Source organism: Rhizobium sp. 2MFCol3.1 (genome assembly GCF_000377565.1).
Classification (GTDB): Bacteria; Pseudomonadota; Alphaproteobacteria; order Rhizobiales; family Rhizobiaceae; genus Rhizobium.
This window is the reverse complement of the sequence record NZ_KB898354.1, coordinates 604,366-624,529: the sequence shown is the minus strand read 5'-3', so window position 1 is coordinate 624,529 and position 20,164 is coordinate 604,366. Positions and strand designations below refer to the sequence as shown.

General features: G+C 62.7%; 19 protein-coding genes. 8 read left to right on the top strand and 11 right to left on the bottom strand.

Going from position 1 to position 20,164, the window contains the following annotated elements:
• Positions 1 to 1,007 precede the first annotated feature (1,007 nt).
• Both D460_RS0105915 and pncA read left to right on the top strand, forming a co-directional pair.
• Positions 1,008 to 2,300, top strand: coding sequence for a sugar MFS transporter (locus D460_RS0105915; protein ID WP_245267714.1), 1,293 nt, complete (start codon positions 1,008 to 1,010; stop codon positions 2,298 to 2,300).
• Between the two features lie 103 nt (positions 2,301 to 2,403).
• Complete coding sequence (gene pncA / locus D460_RS0105910) at positions 2,404 to 3,030, top strand: bifunctional nicotinamidase/pyrazinamidase (RefSeq protein ID WP_018897596.1); 627 nt, start codon at positions 2,404 to 2,406, stop codon at positions 3,028 to 3,030.
• 60 nt (positions 3,031 to 3,090) lie between these two features.
• Here pncA and D460_RS0105905 read toward each other — a convergent pair whose 3' ends face one another.
• A complete protein-coding gene (locus D460_RS0105905) occupies positions 3,091 to 3,339 on the bottom strand; it encodes a DUF2164 domain-containing protein (protein WP_018897595.1) in 249 nt (82 codons plus the stop codon).
• A 133-nt stretch (positions 3,340 to 3,472) separates the two neighbouring features.
• On the opposite strand from D460_RS0105905, the gene D460_RS0105900 reads away from it, so the two are divergent.
• The gene (locus tag D460_RS0105900) at positions 3,473 to 4,189 is read left to right on the top strand and encodes an AzlC family ABC transporter permease (RefSeq protein WP_018897594.1); all 717 of its coding nucleotides are present in this window, start codon (positions 3,473 to 3,475) and stop codon (positions 4,187 to 4,189) included.
• A gap of 1 nt (position 4,190) precedes the next feature.
• Entirely contained in the window at positions 4,191 to 4,499 is a 309-nt protein-coding gene (locus D460_RS0105895; RefSeq protein ID WP_018897593.1) for an AzlD domain-containing protein, read from the top strand.
• Between the two features lie 44 nt (positions 4,500 to 4,543).
• Here D460_RS0105895 and D460_RS0105890 read toward each other — a convergent pair whose 3' ends face one another.
• Positions 4,544 to 6,379 carry an aminopeptidase P family protein gene (locus tag D460_RS0105890; RefSeq protein WP_018897592.1) on the bottom strand — a complete coding sequence of 612 codons (1,836 nt, stop codon included), beginning with the start codon at positions 6,377 to 6,379 and terminating at the stop codon, positions 4,544 to 4,546.
• A gap of 285 nt (positions 6,380 to 6,664) precedes the next feature.
• Between D460_RS0105890 and D460_RS36345 the strand changes: the two genes are divergently transcribed.
• The gene (locus D460_RS36345) at positions 6,665 to 6,814 is read left to right on the top strand and encodes a hypothetical protein (protein WP_018897591.1); all 150 of its coding nucleotides are present in this window, start codon (positions 6,665 to 6,667) and stop codon (positions 6,812 to 6,814) included.
• Positions 6,815 to 7,052: 238 nt separating this feature from the next.
• On the opposite strand, the gene D460_RS0105885 is transcribed toward D460_RS36345, so the two are convergent.
• From D460_RS0105885 to D460_RS0105875, 3 genes are read right to left on the bottom strand one after another with little or no spacing between them, the layout of a single operon-like run.
• A complete protein-coding gene (locus D460_RS0105885; protein WP_018897590.1) occupies positions 7,053 to 7,931 on the bottom strand; it encodes a 50S ribosomal protein L11 methyltransferase in 879 nt (292 codons plus the stop codon).
• 15 nt (positions 7,932 to 7,946) lie between these two features.
• Complete coding sequence (locus D460_RS0105880; protein ID WP_018897589.1) at positions 7,947 to 9,071, bottom strand: NAD(P)/FAD-dependent oxidoreductase; 1,125 nt, start codon at positions 9,069 to 9,071, stop codon at positions 7,947 to 7,949.
• A gap of 4 nt (positions 9,072 to 9,075) precedes the next feature.
• Positions 9,076 to 9,678: an SCO family protein gene (locus D460_RS0105875; RefSeq protein WP_018897588.1), complete on the bottom strand. Its 603-nt coding sequence runs from the start codon at positions 9,676 to 9,678 to the stop codon at positions 9,076 to 9,078.
• A gap of 303 nt (positions 9,679 to 9,981) precedes the next feature.
• Between D460_RS0105875 and D460_RS0105870 the strand changes: the two genes are divergently transcribed.
• Together D460_RS0105870 and D460_RS0105865 are read left to right on the top strand one after the other, a co-directional pair.
• Complete coding sequence (locus D460_RS0105870) at positions 9,982 to 11,946, top strand: HAMP domain-containing methyl-accepting chemotaxis protein (protein WP_026282832.1); 1,965 nt, start codon at positions 9,982 to 9,984, stop codon at positions 11,944 to 11,946.
• Between the two features lie 2 nt (positions 11,947 to 11,948).
• Positions 11,949 to 12,419 carry a chemotaxis protein CheW gene (locus D460_RS0105865; protein ID WP_037110830.1) on the top strand — a complete coding sequence of 157 codons (471 nt, stop codon included), beginning with the start codon at positions 11,949 to 11,951 and terminating at the stop codon, positions 12,417 to 12,419.
• Positions 12,420 to 12,504: 85 nt separating this feature from the next.
• On the opposite strand, the gene D460_RS0105860 is transcribed toward D460_RS0105865, so the two are convergent.
• The 4 genes from D460_RS0105860 to D460_RS0105845 form a co-directional block, all read right to left on the bottom strand.
• Positions 12,505 to 13,374, bottom strand: a complete 870-nt coding sequence (locus tag D460_RS0105860; RefSeq protein ID WP_026282830.1) for an aldose 1-epimerase family protein — start codon at positions 13,372 to 13,374, stop codon at positions 12,505 to 12,507.
• Positions 13,375 to 13,491: 117 nt separating this feature from the next.
• Positions 13,492 to 13,986 carry a CreA family protein gene (locus D460_RS0105855; protein ID WP_018897584.1) on the bottom strand — a complete coding sequence of 165 codons (495 nt, stop codon included), beginning with the start codon at positions 13,984 to 13,986 and terminating at the stop codon, positions 13,492 to 13,494.
• Between the two features lie 147 nt (positions 13,987 to 14,133).
• Positions 14,134 to 14,724, bottom strand: coding sequence for a 3'-5' exonuclease (locus D460_RS0105850; RefSeq protein ID WP_018897583.1), 591 nt, complete (start codon positions 14,722 to 14,724; stop codon positions 14,134 to 14,136).
• A gap of 99 nt (positions 14,725 to 14,823) precedes the next feature.
• The gene (locus tag D460_RS0105845; protein ID WP_026282829.1) at positions 14,824 to 15,282 is read right to left on the bottom strand and encodes a nuclear transport factor 2 family protein; all 459 of its coding nucleotides are present in this window, start codon (positions 15,280 to 15,282) and stop codon (positions 14,824 to 14,826) included.
• Between the two features lie 340 nt (positions 15,283 to 15,622).
• On the opposite strand from D460_RS0105845, the gene D460_RS0105840 reads away from it, so the two are divergent.
• Positions 15,623 to 16,156, top strand: coding sequence for a GNAT family N-acetyltransferase (locus D460_RS0105840; RefSeq protein WP_018897581.1), 534 nt, complete (start codon positions 15,623 to 15,625; stop codon positions 16,154 to 16,156).
• A 52-nt stretch (positions 16,157 to 16,208) separates the two neighbouring features.
• On the opposite strand, the gene ligA is transcribed toward D460_RS0105840, so the two are convergent.
• Positions 16,209 to 18,371: an NAD-dependent DNA ligase LigA gene (gene ligA, locus D460_RS0105835; RefSeq protein WP_018897580.1), complete on the bottom strand. Its 2,163-nt coding sequence runs from the start codon at positions 18,369 to 18,371 to the stop codon at positions 16,209 to 16,211.
• Positions 18,372 to 18,487: 116 nt separating this feature from the next.
• On the bottom strand, positions 18,488 to 20,161 hold the full coding sequence (gene recN, locus D460_RS0105830; protein ID WP_018897579.1) for a DNA repair protein RecN: 1,674 nt from the start codon (positions 20,159 to 20,161) through the stop codon (positions 18,488 to 18,490).
• Between the last annotated feature and the right edge of the window lie 3 nt (positions 20,162 to 20,164).

Here is a 20,164-nt window from a genome sequence, read left to right as displayed (position 1 = left end):
CCCACAAGTGGGGAGATTGGCTGGGCGTAGCCGCTCGCTCCACCCTCATTGTTTGGCTAAGAGTAAGCCACGAGTCGATCTCCCCCCTTGTGGGGGAGATGTCCGGCAGGACAGAGGGGGGTATGGCTCGGCGCCGGCATCAACGACATCGAGCCCCCCATACCACCACCCCACCGCACGGGCACAACCACCCACCCCACAAAACAAATCCCTCAACCCGCTCAACGCCCTAACCCCAACCCCACACTTTTCTCATCCCCACCCCGCACCACCCCGCCATACTCTCCTCGTCACCGCACTGGGAGCCGGGTCGCGAACCGGAAGCCCGTACCGTTCGAAATCCGGCGTGTGGTGATGGTTGCCAAGGGGATATGACGCCGTCAGGGCCGATGATCCACCGGCAAGACCGATCCGAGAGACGCTCCTGTCGGGTCGGGCGAACCGGAAACCGCGGTGATCGGGCAGGCGGACAGCCTGACAACCAATACCACCGACCACAAACCGCCTGCCCTTCCCGTTTTATACCGCCGACCGTCGCGAGGTTTTGCTTCGCGCGCGGTTTTGGCGTGCGTGGTGTTGAATGACGGTTGGCGTTCTGCCGTGCAACGCCCTCTCTGGCCTGCCGGCCATCTCCCCCACAAGGGGGGAGAAGACTCGCGGATATCGCTCGCCCAGACAGTGAGCGTGGAGCGAGCGGCCACCCCCAGCGTTCTCCCCCCTTGTGGGGGAGATGCCGGCAGGCAGAGAGGGTCTTTCGCCCCCGCAAACACCCCAAAATCACCCTCTCCCCACGCCACCATCTCGCAAATGCGAAACATTTTACTGCAAAGCACAACAAAACACTTTGAATACTATCGAAATCTGCGAATTGCGCATATATGACGCACCGTGGCTTGCTGCACGCTTCCCCCCAGAGCGCCCCGCCGAGCCACCGCCGGCCCGTTTTGACAACGGCATTCAAAGGAAAATACCCGGCGTCCACAACAGGAGGTTCCAAAGTGGCCAGTATAACAACAAACAATGCTGCGAAGACGTCGGCGTCGTCGTCCCCGGCAGCCAACTATCAATTCGCGCTCATTGCCCTGACATCGCTGTTCTTCATGTGGGGTTTCATCACCTGCCTGAACGACATCCTCGTTCCGCATCTGAAGAACGTCTTCCAGCTGAATTACACGCAGTCGATGCTTATTCAGCTGTGCTTCTTCGGCGCCTATTTCATCGCCTCGCTGCCATCGGGCGCGATCGTCAAGCGCATCGGCTATAAGTGGGGCATCGTGCTCGGCCTGATCGTTGCCGCCATCGGCTGCGCGCTCTTCGTTCCGGCCGCAAGCTACCGCGTCTACGGCCTGTTCCTCGGCGCGCTCTTCGTGCTGGCATGCGGCGTCACGCTGCTGCAGGTCGCGGCCAACCCCTATGTCACCGTTCTTGGCCCGCCGGATACCGCCGCCAGCCGCCTGACCATGACCCAGGCCTTCAACGCGCTCGGCACCACGATCGCGCCGATCTTCGGCGCCTTCCTGATCCTGTCGGCAGCCACCGCGGCCGTTTCCAGCGCCACGCCCGAACAGCTCGACGCGATCAGGATCGCTGAAGCCGGCGCCGTGAAGTTCCCCTACATGCTGCTTGCCGCCGCATTCCTGGTACTCGCCGCCGTGTTCGCGGCTCTCAAGCTGCCGCAGGTCGAAGGCGATGAGGAGATCGAACCGATCGTCGGCGGTGGTTCTGCCTGGCAGTTCCGCCACCTCGTGCTGGGCGCCATCGGCATCTTCGTCTATGTCGGCGCAGAAGTCAGCATCGGCAGCTTCCTCGTCAACTTCATGAGCCAGCCCGACATCGCCGGCTTCTCGGAAGCCGACGCCGCCCACTACGTCTCCTATTTCTGGGGTGGCGCCATGGTCGGTCGCTTCATCGGCGCGGTTGCCATGCGCTATGTCGACGACGGCAAGGCGCTCGCCTTTAACGCGGCCGCCGTCATCATCCTGCTGCTCGTCACCGTGTTCACCACCGGCCACACCGCCATGTGGGCGATCCTCGCGGTTGGCCTGTTCAACTCGATCATGTTCCCGACGATCTTCTCGCTCGGCCTCTATGGCCTCGGCAAGTTCACCAGCCAGGGCTCCGGCATCCTGTGCCTGGCGATCGTCGGCGGCGCGCTCCTTCCTGTTCTCCAGGGCGTTCTCGCCGATACGATCGGCATTCACCTCGCCTTCCTGATGCCGATCGTGTGCTACGCATACATCGTCTTCTACGGCCTGAAGGGTCACCGCCCGAATGCACAGCAGGTTGCCAAGCACGCCTGATCGATAAAATTGCGCCCCGCCGCACTGGCGGGGCGTTTCCACTCTTGCGCCATCACACACGTCTTGGCATGTTGCCGTGCAACAATAGGTGGAGAAACTGCCAATGAAGGCCTTGCTGCTGATCGATATCCAGAACGGGTTCTGCCCCGGCGGAAACCTCGCCGTTCCCGATGGCGACAAGGTGGTCCCGATCGCCAACCGGCTGATCGCGAGCGACCGATACGACCTGATCGTCGCCTCGCAGGACTGGCATCCGGAAGGCCACGGCAGCTTCGCCTCCTCTCATGAAGGCAAGCAACCCTTCGAACTCCACGAACTCTCAGGCAAGCCGCAGATGATGTGGCCGGACCATTGCGTCCAGGGCACGAAAGATGCCGAGTTACATCCCGAACTCAGGGTGCCCGAGATCGACGTGATCTTCCAGAAGGGCGAGAAGCACCACGTCGACAGCTACTCCGCCTTCCGCGACAACGACCGGGACGCCATCACCGGCCTCGCCGACTATCTCAAGGAACAGGGCGTCACCGAGCTCGACCTCTGCGGCCTCGCCACCGATTACTGCGTCAAGTTCTCGGCCCTCGATGCGCTCGAAATGCTCCCCGGCGTCAAGGTGCGCTTCATCGAGGACGCCAGCCGTGGCATCACGCCGGAAGGCGTGGGGGCTGCGATCAAGGAGATGCGCGAAAGCGGCATCGACATCGTCACCAGCGAGCAGCTGATCGAAAACTAGAGCAATTCCAGCAAAAGTGTAGCGCGGTTTTGCGTCCGGAATTGCGTAACAACAAATGCTCTAATCACCGGCCTCGCGCTGCAACTGATAGACATCATCCGAGAAGTCGTCGATGCGGCGCGCCAGCGCTGCCTGCGCATCGTCGATGCCCTGGCGATAATAGGCAGCTCCCACCTCCTTTGCGAAGAAATCAAGCACCAGTTCGGCCTTCAACAGGCCGATCGGCTGATCAAGCTCGCGGTCGAAGTGGAGCTGGATGCGCGCGATCAGCGCCGCCTTCTCATCCTTGGAAAATTCGATCGGCTTCATCGTCCCCTCATTGGCTTTACGGCTACTGCATTGGCACCGTTCAGCGAAATCGATCGGTCAATCAAGGAAATTCGCTTGCCGCCGTAGCCCTCGCCCCTTAGAGGGGTTCCAAATTCCAGGAGGATGATCGCGGATGTCACGCGCGAATTTTATCGACGGCCTGCGCGGCGGTTTCCCCATCGCGCTTGCGTCCGCCCCGTTTGGCGCGCTGTTCGGCGCTCTGGCCGCCGATCATGGCATGTCGCTGTTCGAACTCACCTTCATGAGCGCCACCGTCTATGCCGGCGCCAGCCAGATGGTCGGTCTCGAGCTTTTCGGCCATGACGTCCAGGCGTGGCTGATCGTCGCCTCGATCCTCGCTGTCAATTTCCGCCACGTGCTCTATTCGGCGGCGATCGCGCCCTACATCAAGCATTTCACCAAGCTGCAGAAGTTCTTCACCTTCTTCCTGCTCGTCGATCCGCAATTCGCCGAAACGGTGAAGCGCGGCGAAGCGGGCAAGCCGGTGACCTTCTCCTGGTATCTCGGTTTCGGCCTGATCATCTATGTTCCGTGGACGCTGGTCAGCCTGCTCGGCGGCACGCTCGGCCGCTATATCGGCGATCCGAAGTCGATCGGCCTCGACATCCTGCTGCCGGCCTATTTCCTCGGCATCGTTCTCGATTTCCGCCACCGCGACAACTTCATTCCGGTGGCCGCCGTCAGCGCCGTCGCCTCGGTCGTCGCCTATCACTATGTCGGCTCGCCCTGGCATGTGAGCCTGGGCGCTGCCGCCGGCATCCTGCTGGCCGCTTTGTTCCCGCCGCCGCCGACGGCGCAGGAACTCGAATCCGATCTGCACGAGGTGTGACGTGACCTTCGATCCCCACATGTTGCTGATCATCCTGGCGGCCGCCGTCGCAACCTATGCGACGCGTATCGGCGGCTATATCCTGATCACCACGATGAAGCGCATTCCGCCGCGCATGGAAGCAGCTCTTGCCGCTGTGCCGGCAGCGGTCTTGACCACGCTCGTCGCCCCCGCCTTCTTCACCGGCGGCTGGGAAACCAAGCTGGCACTGGTCGTCGCTCTGCTCGTCGGCCTGCGCGTCTCGCACACATGGATGCTGGTCGCCGCCTGGGCGGTCGTCATGGCCTGGCGCCACACGATCGGCGGCTGACGCGGCGACCGATCACGGTCGCCGCTCCACAGTTTCGATAGTTCTCAGTATTCCAGCGGCAGCGTCGCATTCTCCAGCCACGCCTTGACCTCGTGGTCATGGATCAGCGGCATCAGCGCCTCACGCGTCTTCACGTGATAATCGTTGAACCAGTGCAGCTCGTCATGGGTGAGCAGCTCGGGAATGACGAGGCTGCGGTCGATCGGGCAGAAGGTCAGCGTTTCGAAGCTCAGCACCGGCATGTCGCCGCCCTCGACCGGCTCGGCATCGCGCACATAGATCAGGTTCTCGATGCGGATTCCGAAGGCGCCCGGACGATAGTAACCGGGCTCGTTGGAGAGGATCATGCCCGGAAGCAGCTCTTGCGTCGACATCCTGGAGATCCGCTGCGGCCCCTCGTGAACCGAGAGATAGGAGCCGACGCCGTGACCGGTGCCATGGCCGAAATCGGCCCCTGCCCGCCACAGCGCGATGCGCGCCAGCGGATCGAGATCGCAGCCGCGCGTCCCCTTCGGGAACCGCGCCGTGCTGATCTGGATCATCCCCTTCAGCACCAGCGTGAAGAACCGCTTCTGCTCTTCCGAAACCGTACCGACGCCGACCGTGCGGGTGATGTCGGTGGTGCCGTTTATGTATTGCGCGCCGGAATCGATCAGGAACAGCTCGCCCGCCTCAAGCTTGCGGTTGCTCTCGGTCGTTACCCGGTAGTGCATGATCGCCGCATGCGGTCCGGCACCGGAGATCGTGTCAAAGGAAATGTCCTTCAGCGGGTTCTGCATGCTCTGCCCAACCTTTGCACGCGCCGCCTCGAGCTTCTCGGCGACCTCGATCTCGGTCACCGTGCCGGGCTTGGTCTGCGCCAGCCAGCACAGGAACTCGACCATCGCCGCACCATCCTGCAGATGCGCTGCCGCCGACCCGTTGATCTCGACGCTGTTCTTCACCGCCCGCGGCAGCTTCGCCGGATCGTTGCCCTCGACCACGACACCGCCAGCCGCGCGGATGATGCTGGCAAGCCCGTAGGAGGTGAGATCGGGATCGACGAGCACGCGGCCGCCATCCTTGGAGACTGCCGAAAGCTTGTCCTCGAGCGCCGATGGCGGCAGCTGCACGCACATCTGCGCCAGATAGGCCTCCTGCTCGATCCCAGTCTTGCGCTTGTCGAGAAACAGATCGGCCTTGCCATCGGCATAGATGATGGCGCGCGCCAGCGGATGCGGCGTGTGCGGCACGTCGGCGCCGCGAATGTTGAAAATCCAGGCGACCGACGACGGATCGGCGATCAGAACCGCCTTGATATCCTTGGCCGCGAGATCGGCCGCGATCCTGGCGATCTTCTCATCGGCGAGAATACCAGCCTGCGCCACGTTCTGGATGGCAACGGCGCCCAGCGGCTCCTGCGGCCGGTCGGCCCAGAGCCTATCGAGCGGATTGTGCGGGAGGATGACCAGCGAACCACCGATCGCGTCCAGCGCCTTCTCCAGCCGCTTGACCTCGGCGCCCGAATGCAGCCACGGATCGATCCCGAGGCGGAGCCCCTTGGCGCCGTGATTGCCGAGCCACAGATGCGGCGGCTCGTTGACGAGATCGCCGCCCGTAAACACCGAACCGTCCACCTGCTCGGCAAGCTGCGTCACATAGCGGCCATCGACGAACACGATCGCCTCAGTGCGCGTCACCAGCGCCATACCGGCCGAACCGGTGAAGCCCGTCAGCCACGCCAGCCGTTCCGAACACGCCGGCACATATTCGCCGTTGAACTCGTCCGCCCTGGGGACAAGAAAGGCGTCGATCTGAAGATCGTCGAAACTTGCACGCAGCGCAGAGGTGCGATCGCGGCCGAATTGTGGCGTGGAGGTGACTTCGAAAGACTGGTACATGCTCAAAAACCTGATGTTTGGTCCGACATTCAACACGAATCCGGCAGGCGGAATGCCGCTATATTATCGGAATTTCACGCGAACGGGAGAAAAACCGCGTCGCGCCGATGATCGAAAGCCGCGTAATATTTGGGCGGAAATGAGGCGCAATTCACCGGCTTGGCACGCTTTATGCATTGGCTGCATGGCTCCCATGAGACAAACCCTCTGCCTCGATTTTTTCGATCGGTTATAAGGCGCTCATCGAATGGTTCAAAGTGAACCGGAAACAAAAGGAATTTTGAAATGACTGCCTCTCTGTCGCGCTCCGCTTACAGCAGCCCGGTACAGGCTGGCGAGCGCCAGACTGTCCGTCATATCATCGGCGCTCGTCGCCCGCTGAACGAAGGCCCCCGCACCATTCTCGCTGGCGCCGCAAGAAGCTACGCATTCTGAGCAACGCGCCGCTCCGCTCTCCTCCTCCCTCACCGGAACGGCGATCAGAATAAGTAGACGTCTGCTTGAGCACTCCTCCTCATCAAGCTCGCAGACATGATCGGGAAACCGGTCGCAAGGCGGTGCCATTGGCGCCGCCTTTTCTTTTTGTCGCGATGTGACGCGATCCAAATGCAAAAGCCCCGAGGCCAATCAGGCGCTCGGGGCTTTTTTTTGAATGTGGACTTGGATCCAGACCTTACGGCCGGTCGAGATGGATCGTCACCCAGCCATTGCGCCAGATCGTGCGCACATGCCTCAGATGCGCGCCATTATAGGCCGCCAGCACCTTCCAGCGCTGCGACGCCAGAATGCCCGACAGGATCACCGATCCGCCCGGCGCCAGATGCGTGACGAGCTGCGGCGCCATCTTGATCAGCGGCCGCGCCAGGATATTGGCGATGATGAGGTCGAACGGACCATGGTTCGAAAACGCCGTCGAATGAAACCCGGGCGCCGTCTCCGTGACGATACCCGACGCGATGCCGTTGCGGCGCACGTTCTCGGCCGCGACACGGGTGGCGATCGGATCGATGTCGGTGGCGAGAACCGGAATGTTCTTCAGCTTGCGCACAGCGATCGCCAGAACGCCGCTGCCGGTGCCGAGATCGAGCGCGTTGCGGACGCGGCGCGAGCGCACTACGCGGTCGATGACCTCAAGGCAGCCCGCCGTCGTGCCGTGATGGCCGGTGCCGAAGGCTTGGCCGGCATCGATCTCGATGGCGATATCGCCGGAGCGCACCTTGTCGCGGTCGTGCGAGCCATGAACCAGGAAGCGCCCTGCCCGGACCGGCTTCAGCCCCTCGAGCGACTTCGCCACCCAATCGACATCGGGAATGACCTCGCGCTCGACCGTCATATCCGGGAACGCTTCTGAAAGCGCCGCCTCGACGCGGACGCGGACGTCATCTTCGTCGACCTGCATCATGTAGACGGAGGCTTCCCAGATGTCCTTCTTCTCGTCGATTTCGGTGGTGGCGATGGCGAAGTCTTCTTCGCCGAACACCTCGGACAAAAGGTCGAGCACTTCCCCGGCCAGCACTTCTGTCGTCGTCACATAGAGGCGGATTTCACTCAAGGTCGGTCTTTCCCGTTACAACGCGCCGTCGATCCACGGCGGCGGCGGCGTGTCGTAGCCCGCAACGCCGGTCAGCAATCTTCGTTGGAATGCAGGTAGTCTAAAAAGCACCGGCACCGCAAGGTTCCGGATCGAAATAGCCAGTCGATTGCGCATCGCAATCAGCCTTGTCAGCTGCCGCGTCTGCTTCAGCACGGTCTTTACCGCCGGCAATCGAAGCCGACTGTACTCGCTCTCCCGGCCCTCGGAAATCAGATAAGCGAGCCAGCAGGCATCCTCGATCCCGAGATTCATGCCGCGCGCACCGGCAGGCGAATGGATATGCGCGGCATCGCCGGCCAGAAACACATTGCCCTTGGCCATCGCTTCGACATGCCGGAAGTGAATGCGAAACTCCGAGGCCCAGAGACGCTCCGCCACCGGCCCGGGATGAACGATCTTCGTCTCGAAATCCGGCAGCGTCGAAATGAACCGCAGCACATCGCGCTCGACCGGGATCCTGCCGATCATGCCTGGATCGACCAGCTGCATCTCGATGAAATGCGGGTCGATCTCCTTCTTGTAGTGAAAGTCGGCCAGATAGAAGCTGCTCTCCAGCGCCTCCCCCGGAAAGCCGATACCGACAGCCTTGCGCACCACCGAATGCGCGCCATCCGCCCCGATGACGATATCGAACGTCGCGGTCTCGACCGTCCCGTCAGGCTTGCGCAGCGTGACGACGGGCTTGGCATCGCCGGATACCTTCTCGATCGCGGTCTGCCATTCGGGATCGACCTCGTAATCATCGAGCTTGCTGAGAAGCAGTCGTTCGGTATGTCCCTGCGCCAGCGCGTAAATGGCGCTGAAGCGCCCCGGCAGCTTCGTCGTATCGACCGTCGCCAGGCGATGACCCTCGGAGGTCGCGCGAAACTGCGCGATCTGCTGCGCCTCCTGCAGAATGGCATCCGTTACCCGCGATGGACCAAGCAGCGTCAGCGTCCGCGCATTGACGCCGAGAGCCCTGCTTTCGGCAAGCGGAACGGGACCGAGGTCATTGTCGACGACACGCGGGCGAAAGCCGCGTCGGGCGAGCTCGAGGGCAACGGTAAGACCGGTCGTGCCGGCGCCTGCAATCAGAATGCTGCGATGCCCCGGCGCCATGATCTCATCCCTTGTTGGCGAGGTTCTCCAGCTTTTTTACCGCCGTATCGGGATTTTCGCCATAGGCGATCGTTCCAGCGAAACGCCCTTGGGAATCGAGCAGGAACACCGAGGCCGTGTGATCCATGGTGTAGTCGCCATTGGGGTTGTTTTCGTCGACCGGCACCTTCTTGGCGTAGACGCGGTAACCCTTGATCACGTCCGCCACCTTGTCCGGCGCGCCCGAAATGCCGACGATGCGCTTGGAAACGTTCGACACATACTGGTTCATCACATCGGGCGTATCACGCTCCGGATCGACGCTGACGAAATAGGCATGCAGCTTATCGCCATTGGGATCGACCTGCTTCAGCCAGCCATCGAGTTCGAACAGCGTCGTCGGGCAGACCTCGGGGCAATGCGTGAAGCCGAAGAACACCGCCGACGGCTTGCCGCGAAACGCCTGCTCGGTGATCGGCTTGCCATCCTGGGCCACAAGCGTGAACGGCACGCCGAACGGACCGTCGGAGGCGACCTCCTTGGTCTGCGTCACATTCAAGGTCAGCCATCCCAGGATACCGGCCATCAGAAACACGGCAACCCACACGGCGATACGCACTGTTTTCATCGATAATTTCCTCGCCCGGGAAAGCAATCCCGTCCCCTTGCCTGATATCGCGTCGCCGGCAGCCGCGCAATTCAACAAGACGTTTTTCGGGCCGTGATGAATTGCCTCACCCCATGCTGAGCGCAATCGCAGACCGACCGTTTATCGTTAGCAAATACTTAAAAAGTCATTGGCATATTTAGCCCCGGATAGGACGCTCGCCGTTCGACTGACATGATGTCCGGCTGGAGCTTGATCCCGCATATCCGCTTGCTGGCGAATGAGAACATGACCGCGCTCATCGCGGAGGGGACAAGTCTTCACATGACAGACATGACAGTGCGTAAGAGCCTTTCCGTCAGCCAGAGGCTCGGAACGCTCGCCGGCGCGGCATTGATCGGCTTCGGCGCGATGATGGGCATCGGATGGTATGAAAACATCACGGTGCGCAAGGCGCTCGATCGGGCCAACGAAATCCAGGCAAGCGTCGACTACATCAACGAGATGCGCACGGCCAACCTCACGCTCATTCTGGCGGCGATGGACACCATCGTCGATCGCGACAGCAAGGTGGTCACGACGGAACGCCTGAAGCTGATGAACGATTCGATCGCGCAGCTCTCGAGCGGCGCCAGCCAGATGCGTCTGCTCGCAGACGAAATGAACGCAGCCGCTCTCGTCTCGAATTATGACGCCGATGTCGCCGCCCTCAAGCAGAGCATCCTCGGCGACCTCAAGAATGCGGTCGAAACCGGCGCGCCGGCAGCCGCCTTCGACCAGCTGGACGACGCCATCGACAGCGGCGGCGACAAGCTGACCACGACGCTCGACAAGCTCGCCATCGACGGCGGCGCCATCGCCAAGAAACGCATCGAACAGGCAAACGCGATCTCCGAGGATGCCGTCTACATCCAGATCGGCCTCGGCATCATCGCCATGCTGTGCATGGCCGGCCTCCAATACATCCATGGCGGCTCGATCCGGCGCGGCATCGAGAGCGTTCGCGCCAGCATGCAGCGGATCACCAATGGCGATCTCGACAGCCCCGTGCCCGCCACCCAACGTGGCGACGAAATCGGCGACATGGCCCGCGCCGCCGAAGGATTTAGGCAGGCAGCGATCGACAAGCGCGCGCTCGAACAGCGCAGTGAAAGCGAGCGCCAGCAATCGGACGCCGAGCGCCGCAGCCGCGACGCCGCCAAGCTCGCCGACACCGAAGCGCTCAACACCGCCGTCACAGCGCTCGGCCAGGGCCTGAAGCGCCTTGCCGCCGGCGATGTGACCGCGACGATCGTAAACGCCTTCAAGCCGGAGCTGGAGGGCCTGCGCGCCGACTTCAACCAGACCACCGCGACGCTGCGCCAGACGATGACCGAGATCACCCGCAACGGCACATCGATCCAGGCCAATGGCCGGCAGATGCGCTCGGCCGCCGATGACCTCGCCAAGCGCACCGAGCAGCAGGCCGCCTCGCTGGAACAGACATCGGCCGCGCTCGACCAGATCACCACCACGGTGCGCAACGCCACCAACCGCGCCGAGAGCGTCGGCCAGATGGTAGCCCTTACCCGGGAGAACACCGCCAAGTCCGATATCGTCGTCAACGACGCGATGGCCGCGATGGAACGCATCGAGACCGCCTCGCGCGAAATCGGTCAGATCATCAACGTCATCGACGAGATCGCCTTCCAGACCAACCTGCTGGCGCTGAACGCGGGCGTCGAGGCGGCCCGTGCCGGCGAAGCCGGCAAGGGGTTTGCGGTCGTGGCCCAGGAAGTGCGTGAACTCGCCGTGCGCGCCGCCAACGCCGCCAAGGATATCAAGACGCTGATCGGCAAATCCGGCGCCGAAGTGAAGACCGGCGGCGAGCTTGTGACGGCCGCGGGACAGGCTTTGCGCGAAATCGGCGAAGATGTTTCGCGGATCGACGAACATGTTAAATCAATCGTAACCTCTGCACGCGAACAATCGGTAGGACTGAACGAGATCAATACAGCCATCAGCCAGATGGACCAGGTCACGCAGAAAAACGCGGCCATGGTGGAAGAGACGAACGCGGCAAGCCATACGCTTGCCACCGACGCCGACCACCTGATCCAGCTGATCGGCACGTTCAATATCGGCGAGGGCATGAATGCCCGTCACACGCCGCGGGAAGCATCAGCAGCCTCGCATCCGAAATCATCTCCCGCCCGAGCCCTCATCGGCAAGGTCGCGGGCGCATTCAGCGGCGGCAGCGCCGCACGAGCCATGGCCGCTCCGGCCGGAGACAACTGGGAAGAATTTTGATCATGAATAGCACTGTCATCAACCAGACCGGTTCTCATTTGGAGATCGTGTCCTTCCATCTCGGCGAGCAGGAATTCTGCATCGACATCATGGCGATCCGCGAAATCCGCGGCTGGGCGCCGGTCACCCCGATGCCGCACACCCCGCCCTACGTTCTCGGCCTCATCAACCTGCGCGGCGCCGTCATCCCCGTTATCGACATGGCCTGCCGCCTCGGCATGAAGATGACCGAGCCTTCCGAGCGCTCCGCCATCATCGTCACCGACATCGCCGGCAAGCTGGTCGGCCTTCTGGTCGAACAGGTTTCCGACATGATGACCATCAAGAGCGAAGACCTGCAGCCGGCGCCGGAAATCATCCCGGAAGAGCAGCGCGCCTTCTGCCGCGGCATCGTGGCGCTGGAAAAGACCATGGTCTGCTTCCTCAACCTCGACACCGTCATCGCCGACGAACTGGCCCGCGAAGCCGCGTAAGCCTGATCGAGCACTGCAATACGAAACAGCCCGCGACGGCATCCGTCGCGGGCTGTTTTCATTTCAATCGGCAGCTGGTCTAAGCTTAACCCAAGATCTCGACGGAGAAGGCAAAGCGCGCGGTCTTGCCCGCTTCCAGCGTCTGGCTGTAGGGCCGCTCGGCAAGCGCCCTGGAGCTGCCATTCTCGGCCGCCATGCCGTGCCAGGGCTCGATGCAGATGAAGGGTGCGCCTGGCTTCTGCCAGAGCGCCAGATTGGGCAGGTTCTCGAAGCTGAAATGCAGCGTCTGCCCGCCCTCGGCGCTATAGCGCAGCCCCTCGCCGGCCCCCTCAGGAAAGACCATCGCGTCCTCATCGAACATCCTGTGATCGAGCACCAGACGGCCTTGCCTGAACGGCGACGGATGCTTGGCGAACGACAACAGCCCGCCGGAGAGGCGGATGAGCGCGGGCTCGGCCTTGTTATCAAGCGTGATCACATGATCGCTCCCTTGGGCACCCGGCAGCGGCCAGACGAAGGCGGAGTGGAAGCCCAGCCCAAACGGCATCGGCCGCTGGTCTCGATTGCTCACCTCTGCGGCGACCGTCAGCATGCGTCCCTCAAGGCTGTGCTCCACCGCAAGCACGAAATCGAACGGATAAACTGCCTTCGTCGCCTCCGACGCCGCCAGTTCATAGCGGCACATCGTATCGCTGGACGCAGCAAGCGCGAACTCGGCGCGGCGGGCAAAACCATGCTGGTTCATCGGGTAGCTCTTGCCCTCGATCTCGACCGTATCGTCAGGCGCCTTGCCGACGATCGGAAACAGGATCGGCGACCGCCCGCTCCAGAAGGCCGCATCGCCGTTCCACAGCAGCGAACGCCCGTCGCTGGTATCGAGCGTCTGCATCTCGGCACCCAGCGACGACACGTCGACGCTCAGAAACTCGTTTGCTATCCTGTAGTTACCAGCCATCATCAGTCCTCTTCCATGTGATCTCCGGCGCGGACCTTATCCGCGCCGCATGACGATTGCCATATCGCACGGGACGACAAGAGCAGGCTTCACCGAAAGTTGCGCGCACCCCTCGCCCTACTGCGGCTTGCCGTTCTTCCAGGTCACCGTCTGCCCGTAGAGCGACACGGTGGAGATCGCCATCTTCGCCGATCCGTTGGTGAGCTCGCGCGAATGCGCCAGATAGATCAGCGTATCGTTCTGCTTGTCGTAGATGCGGGTGACGACGAGCTTCTTCCAGACCAGCGAGATGCCCGACTTGAACACCTCGTCGCCGCCCTTCGACAGGTCGATATCGCCGATCTCGATCGGCCCGGTCTGATGGCAGGAAATGGCGCTGTTCGAGGGATCCTCGAACCAGTTGCCGTTCTTGACGCGATCGATCACGCTGCGGTCGAAATAGCTGACATGACACGTGACGCCCTTGACCTCCGGGTCGGCCACCGCATCGACGAGGATATCATTGCCGATCCAGTCGACTCCCACCTTGCCGACGACATCCGCAGACGCGGCACCTGCGGACACACCAGCCAGAACGGCTGCGGAAAGGACGAGATTGCGAAGTCTGGACATGGCGGAATTCCCTCAGCGGCGCTTCAATGTTGCGCAAGCTAAGATAGGCGGAGCCTGCCGCATGGCAAGAAACCCCATGCGCATGAATCGAGCCCAGGAAGGGAGACGCGCCACGCCGGTTTCACAGCCCGCAGCAAGCCTACGCCGCTAGCCCTTGCGGCAGGTGCAGGGCTCGTAGCCGCGCGAGGTCAGCCGCCCCGGCTTCATGCCGATGAATTCAGGAATCGCATGCACCGCCGCAGCCCCCACATGCCGCGCCATGGCAATCGCCGCCTGCGCGCAGACGGCGGCATCCTCGGCGGCATTGTGGTGCACGAAACGCAGGCCGAGATGCTCGGCCAAAATATTCAGCCGGTGCGACAGAAAATGCGGCCAGATCCGCTGCGACATCTTCAGGCTGCAGAGATAGGTGAGCTCGGGATAGGCCTGCCGGTAGCCATCGAGACAGGCGCGCCAGACGCTGAAATCGAAGGAGGCATTATGCGCGATCATGGTCGCGCCCCTGAAGTCATCGACGAACTCGTCCATCACTTCAGGAAACTCCGGCGCATCCTCGACATGTTCAGGCCGGATACCATGGATGGCGATGTTCATGCCGGAAAACCGCATCTCCCGCGGCCGTATCAACCGCTCCTCCACCTTGGTCACCACCCCATCCTCGATCCAGGCAAGCCCGACCGAACAGGCACTGCCGCGCTGCTCGTTGGCGGTTTCGAAATCGATGGCGATGGTTTTCAAGCGAACTTTCCCGACTGACAGTCCCGCCGCCCTTTTAGACGCGGCGAAACGATTCGGCAAAAGCAGACGTCGACCCGCAGCCGGTCTCGGTCGCCGAGCCTAGAACATCGTATTGGTGTTGGCGGACTTTTCCGGGATGGGCTGAACCGCGTCCCAGTGCTCCTCGATCTTTCCGTCCTTCAGGCGGAATATGTCGACGATGGCGTTGCCGCGTGTTCCCGGTTCGCGCAGCGCGAAGACGTGCAGGATCACATAGTCGCCGTCGGTGAAGACCTGTTTGATTTCGCTGTGAGACTGCGGATATTTCTGCTTGAGGAAGCCGAGAAAGTCCTTCAGTCCCTCAGGACCGTCGGCGGCGTTGGGATTGTGCTGGATGTACTTGCCGAGATAGGGCGCAGCCGCCGCAAAGTCCTTCTGGTTGAGCGCCTTCTCGTAAAAATCGAGCACGATTGCCTTGTTGCGCTGCTCGACAGTTTCGCTGTCAGCCTGCTGGGCATAAGCCGGCACTGCGCAGGCCAGCATCAGGGCAACGGCAGAGAGAGTAAGCACTTTCCTCATCGGACTTCCTATCGGTTCGTATCTGACGACTCGCCGCTGAGCGAGGCGATGACCGAAAGATGCAAATCCGCTCGCCCATGGAAAGTCACAGTCGCTTTACCGGTGGTTCGCAAGGCCCGGCGGGGGCAATACCCGGATGAGTTGACAAAGATGGCGACATATCGCAACCTCGCGCCATGATCGCCAACGCAACCATGATGACCCTTCATATCACCACGCCCCACCAAGGGTGCGCGGGTGCTGTGCTGTGTTGAACGCATAGCGATCATCCCGAGAACCCTGCCGAGGCGAGCAGGGTTTTGGGAACCGGCTCTCCTCGTATCGACAAAGGAGAGCCAGAATGCCCAGAGACCCTGAAAATCCGCAGCCTGATAAAGCATCACCGGCCGGAGACATCCGCGTGCGCGCCCTGCTTTCATCGGACGCCGAAGCAATCGCCGAGTTGACCAACCTTCCCGGTTTTCGCGCCGGCACGCTGCGTCTGCCCTATCCATCGGTGACCGAGGTCCGCAAGCACGCGGAGAACCCCTCGCCCGGCGCACTCAATCTCGTCGTGACGCTCGACGACAAGATCGTCGCCAACGGAGGTCTCAACCGCTTTTCCGGACGCCGACAACACGTCGCGAGCATCGGCATGGGCGTGCATGATGATTTCGTGGGCCGCGGTTTCGGCAGAAGGCTTCTGGCGGCAATGGTCGAGGCGGCGGACGACTGGCTCGACATCAAACGCCTTGAGCTCACCGTCTACACCGACAACGAGCCCGCCATCGCGCTCTACCGAAAATTCGGCTTCGAGCAGGAAGGGCTGCTGAAATCCTTCGGATACCGCGCCGGCGAGTATGTCGACGCTTATGCCATGGGGCGGTTGCGATGAGAGTACGGTGGTCGGCAATCAACCGATCACCGTCTACCAAACACCTGAAACCTCACCCACCAATCAACGCCAGCCACTCATCCTCATCCATCGTCTGGACGCCGAGTTCTCTTGCCTTGTCGAGCTTCGATCCGGCGCCGGGGCCGGCGACCAGGATGTCGGTCTTCTTGGACACCGAGCCTGCGACCTTGGCGCCGAGGCTTTCGGCGCGCGCCTTGGCCTCGTCGCGGGTGAATTTCTCCAGGCTGCCGGTGAAGACGACGGTCTTGCCGGCGACCGGGCTGTCGGAAGCGGCGATCTGCTCGGCGGCCTCCGGCGTCACCTCTTCCAGCAGGCGACCGACGACATCGAGATTGCGCGGCTCCTTGTAGAACTCGACGATGGCGCGGGCGACGATTTCGCCGATGCCCTCGACATTGTTCAGGTCCTGCCACGCGTCACCACCAAGTGACGAGGCTTCCTTCATCGCGGTCTCGAAAGCCTCGTAGGTGCCGTAATGGCGGGCGAGCAGCTTGGCGGTGGTCTCGCCGACATGGCGGATACCGAGCGCGTAGATGAAGCGGTTGAGCGCGATCGAGCGGCGCTCGTCGATGGCATCGAACAGCTTCTTGACGCTCACCTTGCCGAAGCCGTCGATATTCTCGAGCTTGGTCAGCGTCGAGGCTTCCTGCCGCTTCTTCAGCGTGAAGATATCCGGCGCCGTGCGGATCTTCAGCGCCTCGTCCTCGCTCTCGAAGAAGAAATCGACCTGCTTGGTGCCAAAGCCCTCGATGTCGAAGGCGTTGCGCGAGACGAAATGCTTCAGGTGCTCGGTCGCCTGCGCGCGGCAGACGAAGCCGCCGGTGCAGCGGGTGACGGAATCGAGCTTGCCGGTCTTCTCGTTGCGCTCCCGCACCGCATGCGACCCGCAAACCGGACACGTTTTCGGAAACACATAGGCCTCCGCCCCCGCCGGCCGCTTCTCCATCACCACGTCGAGCACCTGCGGAATGACGTCGCCCGCCCGCTGCACGATGACAGTGTCGCCGATGCGGATGTCGTGATCATCCTCGCGGATGCGCTCGCCGGAATTGCCGATACCCTTGATGTAATCCTCGTTGTGCAGCGTCGCATTGGTGACGACGACGCCGCCGACGGTAACCGGCGTCAGTCGCGCCACCGGCGTCAGCGCGCCGGTGCGGCCGACCTGGATGTCGATGTTTTCAACGGTCGTGAAAGCCTGCTCGGCGGGGAACTTGTGCGCAGTCGCCCAGCGCGGGCTGCGCGAGCGGAAGCCGAGGCGCTGTTGCAGATCGAGCCGGTCCACCTTGTAGACGACGCCATCGATATCATAGTCGAGATCGGGACGCTTCAGCCCGATCTCGCGGTAATGGCCGAGAATGTCCTCGACCGAGGACAGCCGCTTCATCAGCGGATTGATAGGGAAACCCCATTTGCCGAAGGTCTCGACCATGCCCATCTGCGTATCCGATGGCATTTCGGAGATCTCGCCCCAGGCATAGGCGAAGAAGCGAAGCTTGCGGCTCTCCGTCACCTTGGCGTCGAGCTGGCGCAGCGACCCCGCCGCCGTGTTGCGCGGGTTGACATAGGTCTGCTTGCCCTCGGCCTCCATCTGCGCATTGAGCGCAAGGAAGTCGCTCTTGGCCATATAGACCTCGCCGCGCACCTCGACGATATCCGGCGCATCCGCAGGCAGCGTGTTCGGGATCTGCTTGATGGTCTTCACATTGGCGGTAACGTTCTCGCCCGTCGTGCCGTCGCCGCGGGTCGCGGCACTCACCAGCTTGCGGCCCACATAGCGGATCGACATCGACAGACCGTCGATCTTCGGCTCGGCGGTGAACGCGATGGAGCCGTCGGGCAGTTGCCCGAGAAAGCGGTAGACCGAGCCGATGAAGTCCTGCACGTCCTCGTCGGAAAACGTGTTGTCGAGCGACAGCATCGGCCGCGAATGGGTGATTGGCGCGAAGGTCGGCAGCGGTGCGGCGCCGACCCGGCGCGACGGGCTGTCGTCACGAATGAGTTCGGGAAAGCGCTGTTCGATCGCATCGTTGCGCCGCTTCAGCGCGTCGTACTCGGCATCCGAAATCGCCGGCTGGTCCTTGCCATGATAGAGCTCGTCATTGCTGGCGATCTCGGCCGCCAGAAAGGCAAGCTCTGCGGCGGCCTGTTCTTCGCTCAGGGTTTCGACGGGCGTTTGATTGGCGGCGGACATGGCGGAGCTCCTGTGAGGAGTCGTTTTCTAGAGCAATTTTTGTCACGGCAAAAGCGTCAGGCGGCTACCGCCAACAGCCGAATACATGTCGCGCGAAATTTGTCGCGACAGGCGACCTACTCGCCCGCCGTCAACAACCGCTTGGCAGCCGCCCTCGCCTCTTCGGTCACCGAAGCGCCGGCCAGCATGCGGGCGATCTCTTCGGTGCGGTCGTGCGGCTCCATCGTCGCCACGCGGGTAGCGATCTTTTCGGAGCCCTCGGAAGCCGGTCCCTTGGAGATCAGGAGATGCGTCGCGGCCCTTGCCGCCACCTGCGGCGCGTGGGTGACGGAGAGAACCTGCACCTTGGCCGACAGCCGCTTCAGCCGCTGGCCGATCGCATCGGCGACAGCACCGCCGACGCCCGTGTCGATTTCGTCGAAAACAAGCGTCGGCGCCGAACCGCGATCGGCAAGCGCCACCTTGAGCGCCAACAGAAAGCGCGAGAGCTCGCCGCCGGATGCGACTTTCATGATCGAGCCGGGGCGTGTGCCCGGGTTCGTCTGGACGTGGAATTCGACGACGTCGATGCCTTCGGCCGCAGCCTCTTCCGGGTTGGAGGCGATCTCCACCATGAAGCGAGCGCGCTCAAGCTTCAGCGCCGGCAGTTCCGCCATCACGGCTCCGGCAAGCGCCTCGCCGGCCTGGTGACGCTTGGCCGAGACCACCTGCGCGGCCGCCTCATAGGCGACCTTCGCGACGCCGACCTCGGCCTGGAGCTTGGCAAGCTTCTCTTCGCCGGCATCGAGATCGGCCAGATCGTTGCTCATGCGGATTGCGAGTGCCGGCAGCTCGGTGACCGGCACCGAGTATTTGCGCGAGGCGCCGCGCAGCGCGAAAAGCCGCTCCTCGACGCGCTCCAGTTCCTTGGGATCGTATTCCGTCTTGCGCAGTGCGGCTTCGACTTCCATCTGCGCGTTGGACAGCTGATCGAGTGCTGCATCAAGCAGCGCCACGGTGTCCTCGAGCAGGCCCGGCGCCTCATGGCTCTTGCGCTCCAGCCGGCGCACCAGCGAGGCGATATGAGGCACGGGCGAGGCATTGCCGTTGAGGAATTCGGAGGCCTCGGCGATATCGCCGGCGATCCGCTCGGCCTTCATCATCTTCTGGCGGCGTTCGGCGAGCTCGTCCTCCTCGCCATCCTGCGGCGCCAGCTTGTCGAGTTCCTCGACGGAGGAGCGAATGTAATCCGCCTCGCGCGCCGCCGCCTCGACCTTCTCGCGGTGCTTCTTCAGCGTCCGCTCGGTATCGCGCCAGACGCGGTAGAGCTGCGAAACGCCGGCCACCTCGTCGGCGATGCCGGCGAAGGCGTCGAGCAGGATACGGTGGGCGTGGGTGTCGACCAGCGCGCGGTCATCGTGCTGTCCGTGGATCTCGACCAGCATCTGGCCGGCCTGGCGCATCAGCTGCACGCTGAGCGGCTGGTCGTTGACATAGGCCTTGGTGCGGCCATCGGCGCTCTGCACGCGGCGGAAGATCAGGTCGCCGTCATCGTCGATGCCGTTGTCGCGCAGCAGCACGCGCGCCCGGTGGTCGGGGCCGACGTCGAAAACGGCCGTCACCTGCCCCTTGTCCTCACCATGGCGGACAAGACCGCCATCGCCGCGCCCGCCAAGGGCGAGCGACAGGCTGTCGAGCAGGATGGATTTGCCGGCGCCGGTCTCCCCCGTCAGAACGGAGAGACCCGCCTCGAAGGCAAGATCCAGCCGCTCGATCAGGACGATATCGCGGATCGAAAGCTGGATCAGCATCGG

Bases quoted from the DNA above. Each gene is read 5' to 3' on its own strand.
- D460_RS0105890 (WP_018897592.1), bottom strand. From the start codon at position 6,379: ATGTACCAGTCTTTCGAAGTCACCTCCACGCCACAATTCGGCCGCGAT.
- D460_RS0105870 (WP_026282832.1), top strand. From the start codon at position 9,982: ATGACAGACATGACAGTGCGTAAGAGCCTTTCCGTCAGCCAGAGGCTC.
- D460_RS0105855 (WP_018897584.1), bottom strand. From the start codon at position 13,986: ATGTCCAGACTTCGCAATCTCGTCCTTTCCGCAGCCGTTCTGGCTGGT.
- D460_RS36345 (WP_018897591.1), top strand. From the start codon at position 6,665: ATGACTGCCTCTCTGTCGCGCTCCGCTTACAGCAGCCCGGTACAGGCT.
- D460_RS0105900 (WP_018897594.1), top strand. From the start codon at position 3,473: ATGTCACGCGCGAATTTTATCGACGGCCTGCGCGGCGGTTTCCCCATC.
- D460_RS0105905 (WP_018897595.1), bottom strand. From the start codon at position 3,339: ATGAAGCCGATCGAATTTTCCAAGGATGAGAAGGCGGCGCTGATCGCG.
- D460_RS0105840 (WP_018897581.1), top strand. From the start codon at position 15,623: ATGCCCAGAGACCCTGAAAATCCGCAGCCTGATAAAGCATCACCGGCC.
- ligA (WP_018897580.1), bottom strand. From the start codon at position 18,371: ATGTCCGCCGCCAATCAAACGCCCGTCGAAACCCTGAGCGAAGAACAG.
- D460_RS0105845 (WP_026282829.1), bottom strand. From the start codon at position 15,282: ATGAGGAAAGTGCTTACTCTCTCTGCCGTTGCCCTGATGCTGGCCTGC.
- pncA (WP_018897596.1), top strand. From the start codon at position 2,404: ATGAAGGCCTTGCTGCTGATCGATATCCAGAACGGGTTCTGCCCCGGC.
- D460_RS0105865 (WP_037110830.1), top strand. From the start codon at position 11,949: ATGAATAGCACTGTCATCAACCAGACCGGTTCTCATTTGGAGATCGTG.
- D460_RS0105860 (WP_026282830.1), bottom strand. From the start codon at position 13,374: ATGGCTGGTAACTACAGGATAGCAAACGAGTTTCTGAGCGTCGACGTG.
- D460_RS0105875 (WP_018897588.1), bottom strand. From the start codon at position 9,678: ATGAAAACAGTGCGTATCGCCGTGTGGGTTGCCGTGTTTCTGATGGCC.
- D460_RS0105880 (WP_018897589.1), bottom strand. From the start codon at position 9,071: ATGGCGCCGGGGCATCGCAGCATTCTGATTGCAGGCGCCGGCACGACC.
- recN (WP_018897579.1), bottom strand. From the start codon at position 20,161: ATGCTGATCCAGCTTTCGATCCGCGATATCGTCCTGATCGAGCGGCTG.